Origin of the sequence: Denitratimonas tolerans (assembly GCF_037203605.1) — a bacterium.
Classification (GTDB): domain Bacteria; phylum Pseudomonadota; class Gammaproteobacteria; order Xanthomonadales; family Xanthomonadaceae; genus Denitratimonas; species Denitratimonas tolerans.
The window spans coordinates 91,990-106,454 of sequence record NZ_JBBDHC010000002.1 but is presented as its reverse complement, the minus strand read 5'-3'; the positions used below and the strand labels follow the sequence as shown (position 1 = coordinate 106,454).

Sequence of the window (14,465 nt, the reverse complement as noted above, 5' to 3'; positions counted from 1 at the left end):
GGGCAGGGCAGGGACAGACAAACCGGGCGCCGTTGTGGATGGCCGAGCCTGGTTGCGGACAGGAATCCCGCAATCGCAGCGCCCCTCGGCGGGCGGCATTCTAGCAGCCGGGCGGTGCCGCATCCGCGGTCTCGAGACGGCGGGTCGGCTGGCGTTGGGGATCGCGCCGGAGGTTCAGTCCACGCGCCGCCCGCCGACGTACAGCGCGCGCAGCAGGTCGCCGCCCAGCCAGTAGCTCAGCTCCGCCGGATCGCTCGCGTTCCAGAGCGCGAGATCGGCGCGCAGGCCGGGAGCCAGCCGCCCGCGATCCGCAAGCCCCAGCGCACGCGCGGCGTTGACGGTGGCCCCGCGCAGGGATTCCTCGGGCGTCAGGCGAAACTGGATGCAGGCCAGCGCCATCGCCAGGCGCAGGCTCAGCAGCGGCGACGTGCCGGGATTGGCATCGGTGGCCACAGCCATCGGCACGCCGAGGCGGCGGAAGCCATCGATCGGCGGCAGGCGGGTCTCGCGCAGGCAGAGGAAGGCGCCGGGCAGCAGCACCGCCGCCGTGCCGCTCGCGGCCATGGCGCGCACGCTGTCCTCGCTGGTGTATTCCACGTGGTCGGCGGATAGGCCGCCGAAGCGCGCCACCAGCGCGCCGCCGCCCGAATCACCGAGCTGGTCGGCGTGCAGCTTCACCGGGATATCCAGCGCGCGTGCCGCCTCGAATACCCGCGCGGTCTGCTCCGGGCTGAAGGCGATGCGCTCGCAGAAGGCGTCCACGGCGTCGACCAGGCCCTCGGCCGCCGCTGCGGGCAGCATCGTGCGGCAGACGAAGTCGATGTAGTCGTCGGCGCGGCCGGCGTATTCGGGCGGCAGCGCGTGGGCACCGAGGAAGGTGGTGCGCACCCCGATGCCCAGCGCCTCGCCGATGCGGCGAGCGGCGCGCAGCATGGACAGTTCGCTGTCGATGGTGAGGCCGTAGCCCGACTTGATCTCGATCGTCCCCACGCCGTCGCGCACCAGCGCGCGGGCGCGGGCGAGGCCGATTTCGACCAGAGCGTCCTCGCTGGCCGCGCGCGTGGCGCGCACGGTGGAGGCGATGCCCCCGCCGGCGCGGGCGATGTCCTCGTAGCTTGCGCCCTCCAGGCGCTGTTCGAATTCGCCGGCACGATCTCCCGCAAAGACCAGGTGGGTATGGCAGTCGATCAGTGCCGGCGTCACCAGCGCGCCGCCGCAGTCGACCACAACCGACGCGGCAAGCGCCTCCTGCGCCGCAAGCGCGTGCGCCGGGCCGGCGAAGACGATGCGGCCGTCGCGGCAGGCAAGGGTACCGTCCTCGATCAGCCCGTAGCCACGGTCGTCGGCCAGCGTGACCAGGCGCGCGCGGGTCAGGCAAAGATCGAATGGGGCGGTGTCGGGCATGGTCCGGCTCTGGCAAAACGCGGGAGTGCGCCGATGATCGCGGCGTCCGACGCGCGTGTCGAGCCGTGCGGAGAACGCCATCGCCGCAGGTCGGCCCTGCGTGGCCGACGTTGCCGGGCATTGAACACCCCGTCGGGGGCGTAGCCCCGACCTGCAGCCGTGGGCACTTCGCCGCCGCGCGTAGAGGGAGGGGGTTGAGCCGCGCGCTGGGCGTCCCCACACAGGGAGGCCGCGCGTGGCATAATCCCATGCTTTTCCGGCACGCGCCGGCCCCTTTCCGAACAAAGCGAGTCTCTCGATGGATTTCCTGATTTCTTCCGCCTGGGCTCAGGCAGCCGGTGCGCCGCAGGCTTCGCCGTGGTCGCCGCTGGTGATGATGCTGGTGTTCGTGGCGGTGTTCTTCTTCTTCGTCATCCGCCCGCAGATGAAGCGCGCCAAGGACCACCGCACCATGGTTTCGGCCATCGCCAAGGGCGACGAGGTGGTGACCAACGGCGGCATGCTTGGCCGCGTCGATGAAGTGGGCGATGCCTTCCTCGCCATCGAAGTTGCCGAGAAGGTGGTCATTCGCGTGCAGAAGAACGCCATCGCGGCGGTGCTTCCCAAGGGCACGCTCAAGTCCGCCTGAGTCGTTTTCCCGCTGTCCGAGCGCCGAGGGCATGGCTCCCGGTGCCCACCGCTGTCTGGTGAATCCAAATGCTTGAATACGCGCGCTGGAAATATGTGCTGGCGACACTGATCTTCATTGTCGCTTCGATCTACTCGCTGCCCAATCTGTATCCGCAGGACACCGCGGTCCAGATCACCGCCACCCGCGGCGGACAGCTCGACGATGCCCTCAAGGAGCGTGTCCAGGGCGTGCTCGAGCAAAGCCGGATCGGCTTCAAATCGATCGGGATCGAGAACAACAACCTCCTGGTTCGTCTGGAAGACCCCAATCTGCAGATCCGCGCAGCCGATACGATTCGCGGTGTAGTGGGGCAGGGCTACATCGTTGCGCTCAACCTGGCCTCCACCGTGCCTGACTGGCTCACCGCCATCGGTGCCAAGCCGATGCTGCTGGGCCTGGACCTGCAGGGCGGCGTGCACTTCCTGATGGAAGTGGACCAGAAGGGCGCGCTGGAAAAGCGCGAGGCAAGCATGCTCGACGACATCCGCGGCGTGCTGCGCGAGAACAAGATTCCCTACGCCGGCGTGGATCGCGGTGCCACCGGCATCCTGATCCGCCTGCGCGACGCCGCCGACCGCAACACCGCCGCCGGCCTCATCGGTCGCGACGTGCCCCAGCTCCAGCTGGAAGACGGCACCGAGCCGGCGGTGCTGGTCGCCCACCTGCGCGAGGCCGAGCTCAAGACCATCCTCGACAATGCGGTCGAACAGAACATCGGCACCCTGCGCAACCGCATCAACGAACTGGGCGTGGCCGAGCCGGTGATCCAGCGCCAGGGCGCGACCCGCATCGTGGTGCAGCTCCCCGGCGTGCAGGACACCGCCCAGGCCAAGAAGATCCTCGGTGCCACCGCCACGCTGGAATATCGCGCAGCGGTCGACGGCAACGCCTTCGAGGCGGCGCAGAGCGGCCGCGTGCCGCCCGATGCGCGCCTGTACTACGAGCGCGGCACCCAGCGCCCGATCCTGCTGTCGCGCCGCATCATCGCCTCGGGCGACCAGCTGGTGGATGCGCGCTCCGGCTTCGATCCGCAGGGCGGTGGGCCGATGGTGTCGGTGACGCTGAATTCGGCCGCCGGCGCGCGCATGAACGACTTCACCCGCGACAACGTCGGTCGCTTCATGGGCGTGGTCTACATCGAGCGCCTGCCCGAAACCAAGATCGTCAACGGCGAAGAAGTTCGCAGCGTGCGCGTGACCGAGGAAGTCATCAACTACGCCCGCGTCAACGGCGTGTTCGGCCGCAAGTTCCAGACCACCGGCCTGGGTAGTTCGACCGAAGCCTCCGAGCTGGCCCTGCTGCTGCGCGCCGGCTCGCTGGCCGCGCCGGTGGACATCGTTGAGGAGCGCATCATCGGCCCGAGCCTGGGCAAGGAGAACATCCAGCGCGGCTGGACCGCGGTGAGTTACTCCTTCATCTTCGTGCTGGCCTTCTTCATCGTGTATTACAAGGTCTTTGGCGTGGTCACCAACATCGCGCTGCTGCTCAACCTGCTGCTTGTGGTTGCCGCGATGTCGCTGCTGGGTGCCACGCTGACCCTGCCGGGACTGGCCGGCATCGCGCTCACCGTGGGCCTGTCGGTGGACGCCAACGTCCTCATCAACGAGCGAATACGCGAGGAGTTGCGCCTCGGCCTGCCGCCGCAGACCGCCATCGCCGAAGGCTACGACCGCGCTTCGGGAACGATCTGGGATGCCAACGTCACCGCCCTGCTGGCCGGCATCGCGCTGTTCGCCTTCGGCACCGGACCGGTCAAGGGCTTCGCCGTCACCCTGTGCCTGGGCATCCTGACCTCGATCTATACCGCCGTCGACGTGTCGCGCGGCGTGGCCACGCTGATCTACGGCGGTCGCCGCAAGGTCAAGCGGGTTCTGATTTGAGGCACGAAGGAGATCAGCGATGAATATTTTTCCCTACGACAGCAAGATCGATTTCCTTCGCTACCGCCACGTCGCCCTGGTGATTGCCGTGCTCATGATCATCGGCAGCATGGTGCTGCTGGGCGTGCGCGGGCTCAACTACGCGCTCGACTTCACCGGCGGCACCGTGGCCGAACTGACCTTCGAGCATCCTGCCGACCTTGACGACCTGCGCGACCGCCTCGACGCCGGGGGCTATCCCGGTGCCGTGGTGCAGGCTTTCGGCTCGGAGTTCGACGTGATGGTACGGCTGCAGTCGAGCGAAGGCCAGGACAACATCACCCAGACGGGCGATGCGGTGCGGACCGTGCTGTCTTCGAACGAAAACCCGGCCACCCTGGTGCGCAGCGATTTCGTCGGGCCGCAGGTGGGCAAGGAGCTGGCACAGAACGGCATCCTTGCCGCGATTTTCGTGATGCTGGGCTTCGTGATCTACATTTCCATACGGTTCGAATGGAAGTTCGCCATCGCGGCCATCCTCTCCACCGCCTTCACCCTCATCATCACCACGGCCCTGTTCGCGGTGACCTGGCGCGAGTTCGACCTGACCGTGATGGCCGGCGTGCTCTCGGTGATGGGCTACGCGATCAACGACACCATCGTGGTCTTCGACCGCGTGCGCGAGAACTTCCGCTCCCTGCAAAAAGTGGACACCCGGGAAGTGCTGAATCGATCAGTCAACCAGACCCTGTCGCGTACCGTCATCACCTCGTTCGTGGCGCTGTTGACCGTGATCGCGCTGTATATCTACGGCGGCGATTCGCTCGAAGGCATGGCCGAATCGCAGATATGCGGCATCATCGTCGGCACCCTGTCTTCGATCTTCGTGGCCTGCCCGCTGCTGCTCCTGCTTGGCACCACCAAGATGGACATGATGCCCAAGGTGCGCGACGACGCCGATCTCGCACGTCGTCCGTAACGCAGCGCGCCCGCGGTTTCCGCCGCGGGCGTGTCGCAAGGGCGCGGCGGAATCACCTGCGGCGGTTCCGCCGCCATGCGCCGCTACGGTTCTTGCCGGGACGCGGCTTTCTTCGCCGCGCGCAGCTCGCGCACCAGCGCGGGGGCCATGTAGATGTGTTCGAGCGCGGCAAGGATCGCGGCGGGGTGGACGGAGATGTTGCGGCCGCGGGTTTCATCGAAACCGTAGGCGCGCCCGAGGGCGTGGCGATTGCGGTCGAAATTGAGGCCCACGAGGCGGCGCTGGCGATCGATGATCGGGCTGCCGGAATTGCCGCCGATGGTGTCGATGGTGGTGACCTGGTTGAGCGGCGTGGACGGATCCACGGTGCCGCGTCGGTTGAGCCAGCGCGCCGGCAGGGCGAAGGGCGCGGCCCCGGTGGCGCGCTCGTACATCTGCCCGAGGGTGGTGAGCGAGGCGACCTCGCGGCCGTTCTCCTCGTAGCCGCGGCGCACCCCGAACGCGGCGCGCAGGGTGAAGCTGGCGTCGGGATAGGCATTGTCGCCGTCGCGGGCGAATCGCGCCGCCGAGATAAGCGCGTGCTGCGCCACTTCGACTGATTCGACCTGTGATTCCCACGCGCTGCGCGCCGCGCGTGCGGCCGGGTCGATCGCGGCGGCGAGCGCGAGCAGCGGGTCGCGGTTGCTCGAGATCGCTTCCGTGCCGCCGTCCCACAGGCGTGCGCGTTCGGCCGCATCGCCCAGGCCGGTGGCCCGCATCACGCGCTGCGCGACGGCGTGCGGTGAGTCCTTGCCCAGCAGGCGGCGGATCGCCGGGTGCCCGCTGCCGAGCACCTCGCGCGCGTGGCCCAGCGACCAGGCCAGCGTCATGGCCTCGTAGTCGGGATGGAACGGGATCGCTGCCACGGTGCGCTGGCGCAGCGCGGGCAGGGCGGATTCCGAATACTCGCGCAGGCGCTCGCCGTCCGGCCGCGCGCGCTCGGCGGCGGCGCGCACCAGGCTGCGCGCGTGCAGGAACATCGGGCTGGCGAAAGCGTGTCCGGTTTCAAGCTGGGTGTATTCGGCACCGAGGCGACGGCGTGCGGCCTGCGCCTGTGCGATGGCCTCCCACGCGCCCGCGCTGCGCGCCGCGAGCGCCGGATCGGCCGCGACGAAATCGCGCAAGGCGCGCTCGTCCGCGCGCTTGCGCGCGAACAGATCGGAATCGTGCAGCGCCTCGATCTCGCCGCGCAGCACCTTGAGCTGGTTTTCCGCGCGGCGAAGATCGGCGCCGGCGAGGCGCGACTGCTCCGCGCCTTCGGCGCGATAGCGGGTCAGCAGGCCGCGCAGCTCGGCCAGGCGCAGCGCGGCGGCGGTGAGTTCGACGTCGCGCAGGGTCTCGAGCTGGCTCACCGTCAGCAGGCGGCGGGTGCGCCCCGGCTGGCCGGTGGCGACCACCAGCGCGCCTTCGGCGATCCCGGCCGGATGCAGCGCGAACCAGTCGCCGGTGCGATAGGGTGCGCCGTCCTTCCATACGCGCAGCAGCGCGGCATCGAAGGAAAAGCGCGGGAATTCGAAGTTGTCGAGATCGCCGCCGAAGCTGCCGGCGGCTTCCTCCGGCGCAAACACCAGGCGCAGCTCGCGCAGCCGCTCGTAGCGGTAGATCCAGTACTGCCCGCCCTGATACAGCTCCACCAGCTGGCAGCGCACGCTGTCGGCGTCACCTGCCACGCAGGCCGCTTCCAGTTCGGCCTGGATGCGGCTGCGCGCGGCGGCGAAGGTATCGCCCCGGGTGCCGTCGAGCGCGGCGCGCACGGTGGCGGTGACCTCGCGGGTTTCGACCAGGCGGCTGGCTTCCAGGCCCGGGCAGGTGCGTTCGTCGTCGCGCGAATCGGCGACGAAGGCGGTCAGCGTCAGGTCGCGCCGGGCGGTGGACAGGTCGCTCACACAGCGCCGAACGCAGTGCGAGTTGGTCAGCACCAGCCCGTCGGGGCTGACGAACGAGGCCGAACAGCCCGATTCCAGCCGCACCGAGGCCTGCATGACGTGGCGCACCCACGCGGCATCGGGGCTGAAGCCGAAGTCGCGCTGCAGCATGGCCGCGGGCAGGTTGTCGAGCGTCCACATGCCCTCGGCGGAGTATGCGGGCGCGGCGGGAAGGGCGAGCGCGGCGAGCGCGGGCAGGGCGAGGATGAGAGATCGCATGGTCGCTCCGTCGGCAGGGGAGCCGGGAGCCTAGCAGGATGCGGCGGCGAGGCGGCCCGTGCGCCCCGCCGCCGATGTCCTCAGCCTTCCCAGCCGCAGTCCTTGCCCTGGTTCTTCATTTCCAGCCAGGCGTTGAGCGGGGCGAAGTATTCCAGCACCGGGGCGGCATCCATCTGTTCGCCGCCGGTCAGCTCCCTGAGGGTCTTCTGCCAGGGCTGGCTGCTGCCGGCCGCGAGCATCGCCCAGAAACGCGCGCCTGCCTCGGGGTTGCCGGCGAAGTTGCACTGGTAAAGCGGACCGTTGTGGCCGGCGGCATCGCACAGCGCCTTGTAGAACTGGAATTGCAGGATGTGCGAAAGGAAGTAGCGGGTGTAGGGCGTGTTGCCCGGCACGTGGTATTTGGCACCCGGGTCGAAGAAGTCCTCGCCGCGCGCCTGGGCCGGTGCCACGCCCTGGTACTTGGCCTTCAGTTCCCACCAGGCCGCGTTGTAGTTCTCCGGCGCGATCGAGCCGTCGAACACGCCCCAGCGCCAGCGGTCGATCATCAGGCCGAAGGGCAGGAACGCGACCTTGGCCAGCGCCATGCGCATCTGCGCGTTGATAACTGCCTGCTCGCTCATCGTGGTCTGGTCGAGCAGCCCGATCGACGCCAGGTACTCGGGCGTCATCGACAGCACGATGGTGTCGCCGATGGCCTCGTGGAAACCGTCGTGCGCGCCGTTCTGGAACAGCGGCGGCTGCTCCTTGTAGGCCATGTAATAGAAGATGTGGCCGAGCTCGTGGTAGATCGTGGTGAGCTCTTCCTCGGTCGGCTTGATGCACATCTTGATGCGCACTTCGCCGTGGGTATCCATGGGCCAGGCGCTGGCGTGGCAGACCACGTCGCGGTCGCGCGGCTGGATGAGCTGGGAATCGGTGTAGAACGAGCCCGGCAGCGCGGGCATCCCGAGACCGGTGTAGAAACCCTCGGCCAGGCGCGTCATCTTGGTGGCGATGTCCAGGTCGGCCTGGCGGCTGAGTTCGACCTGCCGCTCGGCGGTGAGCTTGCCCAGGCCGCCGGCCTGCGCCACCGAGGCGTTGAGCGCATCGTCGCGCTGCTGGCGCAGCGCGGTGCTGATGTCGAGGTTGCCCACGCCCTTGTAGGGTTCCAGGATCGGCCAGAGGTTGCCCCAGTCCTGCTGCCACAGGTTGCCGGTGAGGTGTGCCGGCAGCATGCCGTCCACCTGGCCCTTGTCGCCGTATTTTTCCACCAGCTTGCCGCGGGTGTAGCACTGCAGCTGGGTGTAGAGCGGCTTGACCTGGTTCCAGAGGCGGTCGGTTTCGGCCTGGAATTCGGCCGGAGTCATGTCGTAGCCGGCGCGCCAGACTTCGCCGGTGTTGGCGTAGCCCATTTCCTTCGCGCCTTCATTGGTCAGCTCGACGAAACGCCGGTAGTCGGCGCGCATCGGCGGCGATACGGTGTGCCAGCCCTCCCATGCGGCGAGCTGCTCGTCGTAGCTGCTGGTGGCGGTGTCGGCGAGGATTTCGGAAATCCGGCCGATGTCGAGGCAGTCCTTGGCGGCCTCGCCGTCGCGGCACCACTTGCCGGCACCGTAGGCGGCTTCCATGCGGGTCGCGATGCCGGCCAGTTCCTTGAGCCGGGCCGGATCGCGCGGTGCCGGCATCGCGGCATCGGTCTTGAGGATGTGCAGCGCGCGCGCCGTGGCCGGCGTCTGCGCGGCCTCGTCATAGGTCTTGGCCTGCTCGACCAGGGCGTTGCGCAGCGTCAGCCAGCGCTCGTTGGCACCGGCGGCGACGCGCTGGCTGTCGGCGTTGATGTAGGTGCTGGAGAGCCACTGCGCCGAGGTGATTTCCGGCGTGACTTCCTCGATGCTGCGGTTGGCACGGGCGATGAAGGCGTCGGCGCTTTCCGCCGGCGCGGCGGCGGGTGTTTTCGCGGCCTCGTTTTCAGGCGCGGAGCCGCAGGCGGTCAGGGTGAGCAGGGTGGCGGCGATGGCCGTTCCAAGCAGGGTGCGAACAGGAGTCATGGCGTGTGCCTCATGGGTTCGGGCGGATGCCGTCGTCGGACGGCGCGGAAAAACCGGGGTCTGGTGGCGCGCGTGGCTGATCGCGGCGCGGGTCGGATGCGGGAATCGTCGGCTCAGGTCCAGTTGCAGACGATCTTGCCGCACTGGCCGGCTTCCATCAGGTCGAAACCCTTCTGGAAGTCGTCGATCTGGATCTGGTGGGTGAGCACCTTCTGCAGCGGGAAGCCGGTCAGCACCATCTGGGTCATCTTGTACCAGGTCTCGTACATCTTGCGCCCGTAGATGCCGTGCAGGGTGAGGCCCTTGAAGATCACCTTGTCCCAGTCGATGCCGGCACCGCGCGGCATGATCCCGAGCATCGCGATGCGGCCACCGTGGTACATGCAGTCGAGCATGTCGGCGAAGGCGCGCGGGTTGCCGCTCATCTCCAGGCCCACGTCGAAGCCCTCCATGTGCAGGTCGCTCACCACCTCGCGCAGCGACTGCTTGGCCACGTTCACCACGCGCGTGGCGCCCATGTCGGCGGCGAGCTTCAGGCGGTAGTCGTTGACGTCGGTCACCACGACGTTGCGCGCGCCCACGTGCTTGCAGATGCCCGCGGCGATGATGCCGATGGGGCCGGCGCCGGTGATCAGCACATCCTCGCCGATCACGTCGAATTCCAGCGCGCAGTGCGCGGCGTTGCCGTAGGGATCGAAGAAGGCCGCCAGCTCGGAGGGAATCTGGTCCGGGATCGGCCACAGGTTCGAGGCCGGCATGACGATGTATTCGGCAAACGCGCCGTGGCGGTTGACGCCGATGCCGATGGTGTTCGGGCACAGGTGCTGGCGGCCGGCGCGGCAGTTGCGGCAGTGGCCGCAGACGATGTGACCTTCGGCCGAGACCCGGTCGCCGACGCGGTAGCCGGTGACGCCCGGCCCCACCTCGACGATGCGGCCCACGAATTCGTGCCCGATCACCAGGCCCGGCTTGATGGTACGCTGGCTCCACTCGTCCCAGAGGTAGATGTGCAGGTCGGTACCGCAGATCGCGGTCTTTTCCAGCTTGATCAGGACCTCGTTGGGGCCGGCCTCGGGGATCGGCACGTCCTGCATCCAGATGCCGCGGGTGGCGTCGCGCTTGACCAGCGCCTTCATCGTTTGGGACATGGCAGGGTGCGTCCGGGAAGTGCGGGGAACGCCGATTATAGGACCGCGGCGGGGCCGGGCCGCATCGGGCGGCCCCTGACCATCGGCCCATTTTCGCGCCCCGCGCGGCACCTATACTCGGCAGTTCCGTCAGCCGTTCACGAGATCCCAGCAATGCGCCTTCCCCTGATCTTCGCCGGCCTTCTGGCCGCAATGCCCGCCCTGGCCGTGGAGGGCATGTGGACCCCTGAGCAGCTGCCGGAAATTTCCGAGGCGCTGACCCGCGCCGGCCTCCAGCTCGATCCGGCCGCGCTCTCCGACCTGCGCGGCCAGCCGATGGGCGCGGTGGTGTCGCTGGGCGGCTGCACCGCCTCGTTCGTCTCGCCCAGGGGCCTGGTGGTCACCAACCACCACTGCGCCTATGGCGCGCTGCAGCTCAATTCCACGCCCGAAAACCACATGCTGCGCGATGGCTTCATCGCCGCCTCGCTGGCCGACGAACCCTCCGCCGGCCCCGCCGCGCGCATCTGGGTGACCGAGGACATCAGCGACGTGACCGGCACAGTGCTCGGGGCGATTTCGCGCAAGGCCACCGACCGCCAGCGCAACGACGCCATCGAAGCGGCGCAGAAGAGGCTGGTGGCCGAATGCGAGGCCGACGGCCAGTACCGCTGCCGCGTGTTCTCGCATTTTGGCGGGGTGCAGTACCGCCTGTTCCGCCAGATGGAAATCCGCGACGTGCGCATCGCCTACGCGCCGCCCGAGGCCATCGGCAAGTTCGGCGGTGATACCGACAACTGGCAATGGCCGCGCCACACCGGCGACTTCACCTTCTATCGTGCCTACGTCGGCCCGGACGGCAAGCCCGCGCCGTTCTCGAAGGACAACGTGCCCTATCGGCCCAGGCACTTCCTTCCCATCGCGAAGGACGGCGTGGCCGAAGGCGACTTCGTGATGGTCGCCGGCTACCCCGGCCGCACCCAGCGCTACCAGCTCGCCGACCAGATTGAAGACGCCATTTCCTGGAGCTATCCGACCCAGATCGAGATCTTCGACGATCTGATGGCGCTGATCCGGTCGGCCGGCGAGGCCGATCCGAAGGTGGCGATCACCTACGTAGCGACCATGGCCGGCCTGAACAACGCCCGCAAGAACATGGCCGGGATGCTGGAAGGCTTCCGCCGCGCCGACGCCGCCGGCATCAAGCGGGGCGAGGAAAACGCGCTGGTGGCCTGGCTGCAGTCGCAGGGGCGCTCGGGCAAGGCGGCGCTGGACAACTATCGCCAGTACGTGGACCTCATCAACGGCCAGCGCGCCACCCGCGAGCGCGACCGCATCATGGCGATGATGAGCGGCAGCGGCCTGATCGGCTCGGCCAACACGCTCTATCGCCTCGCGCGCGAACGCGCCAAGACCGATGACGCCCTCCGCGAGGCGGGCTACCAGGAGCGCGACTGGCCGGTGCTGGAAGCCGGCCAGCGCCAGCTCGACCGCCGCATGGATCCGGGCGTGGATCGCCGGATCCTCGGCTACTGGCTGGCGAAGTACGCCGCGCTGCCGGCCGCCCAGCGCCTGCCCGAACTCGACGCCTGGGCCGGGCTTTCCGGCGATGCGCCCGCCACCGATGGGCTCAAGGCCAGGATCGATGCGCTCTATGCCGGCACCCGCCTGGATACGCTCGATGCGCGCCTGGCCGCCTTCACCGCCACACCGGCCGAACTGGAGGCCAGCGACGACGGCTTCCTCCGTCTCGCCGCCGCGCTCTATCCCGCGATGCAGCGCCTGGAGGCCGAGCGCAAGACCTTCAACGGTGCCGTGGCGCGCCTGCAGCCGGGCTACATGCAGGCGCTGATCGATTTTCGCGACAGCCAGGATCGTGCCACCTATCCCGACGCCAACTCCAGCCTGCGCATCACCTTCGGCAACGTGATGGGCGTCTCCCCGCGCGACGGCCTGTATTACCAGCCCTTCACCACCACCCGGGGTCTGGTGGAAAAGCACACCGGCGAAGGCGAGTTCGACGCCACCGCGGCACAGCTCGACGCCATCGCCGCGCGCCGCTTCGGCACCTGGGAAGTGCCCGCGCTCAAGGACGTGCCGGTCAACTACCTGGCCGATCTGGACGTGACCGGCGGCAACTCCGGCTCACCCACGCTGAACGCGAAGGGCGAACTGGTGGGGCTCATCTTCGACGGCATCTGGGAATCGGTCGCGTCCAACTGGGTCTTCGATCCGGCCCTGACCCGCACCATCCACGTCGATTCGCGCTACATGCTCTGGGTCATGGACGAGGTCCATCCCGCGCCGGCGATCCTGGAGGAACTGGGCGTGAGTCCGCACCTGGATTGAGCCATTGCGTCGGGGCGCACCATCGCGTCGGGGGCCACGCCCCCGACGACGGAGGTTTCCGTACACTGCAACGCAAGCGTCGGCCGCGTAGGGCCGACCTACGGTGGCGGTGGGCTGCTCATCGCCGCCCGCCGCGCAGGATGGAAATCAGCACCCACACCCCGCCCAGCGCGGCACCGATGAAGCCCAGCACGCCGAAGCCGGAGATGGTCGACAGCGCGATCGGCCCCTTGATGTTCATCACGATGGCCGAACCGATGATCAGGGCCGAGGTGACCAGCCCGACCGTGAGCCGGCTGACGGCGCGGTCGAGCTGGTCGCCGAATGGCTTGAGCGAGGTGACTTCCACTTCCACATGCAGCTTGCCGCGCCGCGCCATGCGCAGGATGTGGCGCAGGTCGCGCGGCAGGCTGGCCATCAGGCTCATCGTGCTGGACAGGACGTGCCAGCCGCGCCGCGCCAGCGCGCGGGGCGAGTACTGCTCGGCCAGCGCCCGGCGCAGGTAGGGCAGGGCCACCGCGGCCATGTCGAAATCCGGATCCAGCTCGCGTCCCATGCCCTCCAGCGTGACGAAGGCCTTGAGCATCAGTGCCAGATCCGGCGGCAGGGTCAGGCCGTTGTTGCGCAGCACCGCGATCATGTCGGTGAGCATGCGGCCAAAGCCCAGATGCCTGAGCGGCACGCCGCGGTAAGTGTCGACGAAGGCGTCGATCTCGGTGAGCAGCTGCGTCTCGTCGATGTCGATGCTGCCGGCCCAGTCCAGCAGCACCTCGGACACCTCATTCACTTCCTGCGTCGCCAGCCCGTAGAGGAGCCGCGCGATCTGCCGCCGGCGATCCACGCCCAGCCGCCCGACCATGCCGAAGTCGATCAGCGCGATGCGGTTTCCCGGCAGGAAAAACACGTTGCCGGGATGCGGATCGGCGTGGAAGAAGCCGTCCTCCAGCACCATCTTGAGGATCGCCGCGGCACCCAGTCGCGCCAGCCGCGCCCGATCCAGCCTGGCCTCGTCGATCTGGTCCATCGCGCCGCCGGGAACGCCCACCACGAAGTCCTGCACGTTGAGGCGTTCGCAGACGTACTTCCAGTGCACGCGCGGAACGACGAGCTCCGGGAAGTCCTCGAAGTTGCGCGCGATGCGCTCGGAGCTGCGGCACTCGGCGGCGAAATCCAGCTCGCGCCGAAGCGAGATGGCGAACTGGCGCACCACTTCGCGCGGCTTGTAGCGCCGCCAGTCGGGCATCTCGCTTTCGATCGCCTCGGCGAGACGGTTGAGCAGCCGCAGGTCGGCCTCGATGGTCGGTGCGATGTCGGGCCGGCGCACCTTGAGCACCACCGTCGTGCCATCGTCCAGTTCGGCCAGATACGCCTGCCCGAGCGAAGCCGCGGCGAGCGGAGTTTCCTTGAGGTTGCGAAAAGCCTCGTGCGGCGGGCAGCCCAGGTCTTCCTCGAGCTGCGCGGCGATCTCCTCGAACGGCACCGCCGGCACGGCGTTCTGCAGGAGGCTGAATTCGGCGATCCATTCCGGCCCGAACAGGTCCACGCGCGTGGCCAGGATCTGCCCGAGCTTGACGAAGGTCGGGCCCAGGTCCTCCAGCGCGCGGTGCACGCGCTGCGGCGGTGAGAGCGAGAGCATTTCCTCGCTCACTGCCTGCCAGTGCAGTATCCGGCCGGCGCGTTCGAGCACCCTGGCCATACCCACGCGTTGCACCACGTCGCCGAAGCCGTAGCGGATCAGCACCCCGGCGATTTCCTGCACCCGCCCCATGTCGCGCACCGCGCTCAGCGCTTCCAGCAGCATCGCCCGTTCTCCGCGTCCCGGTCGTCGGGTGCGAGCTTAACTGCAGCGCGCGGAGGATGGGGAAGG

The 14,465-nt window shown here is 68.5% G+C and carries 9 protein-coding genes and 1 riboswitch; of the genes, 4 read left to right on the top strand and 5 right to left on the bottom strand.

Annotation, left to right across the window (positions count from 1 at the left end; all coding sequences use genetic code 11):
- Positions 1–17: 17 nt before the first annotated feature.
- Positions 18–93, bottom strand: a riboswitch (S-adenosyl-L-homocysteine riboswitch).
- Positions 94–174: 81 nt separating this feature from the next.
- A complete protein-coding gene (hutI, locus tag WB794_RS01700) occupies positions 175–1,404 on the bottom strand; it encodes an imidazolonepropionase (protein WP_337334112.1) in 1,230 nt (409 codons plus the stop codon).
- Positions 1,405–1,702: 298 nt separating this feature from the next.
- On the opposite strand from hutI, the gene yajC reads away from it, so the two are divergent.
- The 3 genes from yajC to secF all read left to right on the top strand — a co-directional run bounded on the left by yajC (position 1,703) and on the right by secF (position 4,912).
- A complete protein-coding gene (gene yajC, locus WB794_RS01695; RefSeq protein WP_337334111.1) occupies positions 1,703–2,032 on the top strand; it encodes a preprotein translocase subunit YajC in 330 nt (109 codons plus the stop codon).
- A gap of 68 nt (positions 2,033–2,100) precedes the next feature.
- Positions 2,101–3,954, top strand: a complete 1,854-nt coding sequence (gene secD, locus WB794_RS01690) for a protein translocase subunit SecD (RefSeq protein ID WP_337334110.1) — start codon at positions 2,101–2,103, stop codon at positions 3,952–3,954.
- 19 nt (positions 3,955–3,973) lie between these two features.
- The gene (gene secF, locus WB794_RS01685; protein ID WP_337334109.1) at positions 3,974–4,912 is read left to right on the top strand and encodes a protein translocase subunit SecF; all 939 of its coding nucleotides are present in this window, start codon (positions 3,974–3,976) and stop codon (positions 4,910–4,912) included.
- A gap of 83 nt (positions 4,913–4,995) precedes the next feature.
- Here secF and WB794_RS01680 read toward each other — a convergent pair whose 3' ends face one another.
- From WB794_RS01680 to tdh, 3 genes are all read right to left on the bottom strand, one after another.
- Positions 4,996–7,095 (bottom strand): S46 family peptidase, encoded by a 2,100-nt coding sequence (locus tag WB794_RS01680; protein ID WP_337334108.1) that lies wholly within the window; start codon positions 7,093–7,095, stop codon positions 4,996–4,998.
- Positions 7,096–7,175: 80 nt separating this feature from the next.
- Positions 7,176–9,122 (bottom strand): M2 family metallopeptidase, encoded by a 1,947-nt coding sequence (locus WB794_RS01675; protein ID WP_337334107.1) that lies wholly within the window; start codon positions 9,120–9,122, stop codon positions 7,176–7,178.
- Positions 9,123–9,235: 113 nt separating this feature from the next.
- On the bottom strand, positions 9,236–10,258 hold the full coding sequence (gene tdh, locus WB794_RS01670) for an L-threonine 3-dehydrogenase (RefSeq protein WP_337334276.1): 1,023 nt from the start codon (positions 10,256–10,258) through the stop codon (positions 9,236–9,238).
- 165 nt (positions 10,259–10,423) lie between these two features.
- Between tdh and WB794_RS01665 the strand changes: the two genes are divergently transcribed.
- Positions 10,424–12,598, top strand: a complete 2,175-nt coding sequence (locus WB794_RS01665) for a S46 family peptidase (RefSeq protein WP_337334106.1) — start codon at positions 10,424–10,426, stop codon at positions 12,596–12,598.
- 118 nt (positions 12,599–12,716) lie between these two features.
- Here WB794_RS01665 and WB794_RS01660 read toward each other — a convergent pair whose 3' ends face one another.
- Positions 12,717–14,396: an ABC1 kinase family protein gene (locus tag WB794_RS01660; RefSeq protein ID WP_337334275.1), complete on the bottom strand. Its 1,680-nt coding sequence runs from the start codon at positions 14,394–14,396 to the stop codon at positions 12,717–12,719.
- Positions 14,397–14,465 lie beyond the last annotated feature (69 nt).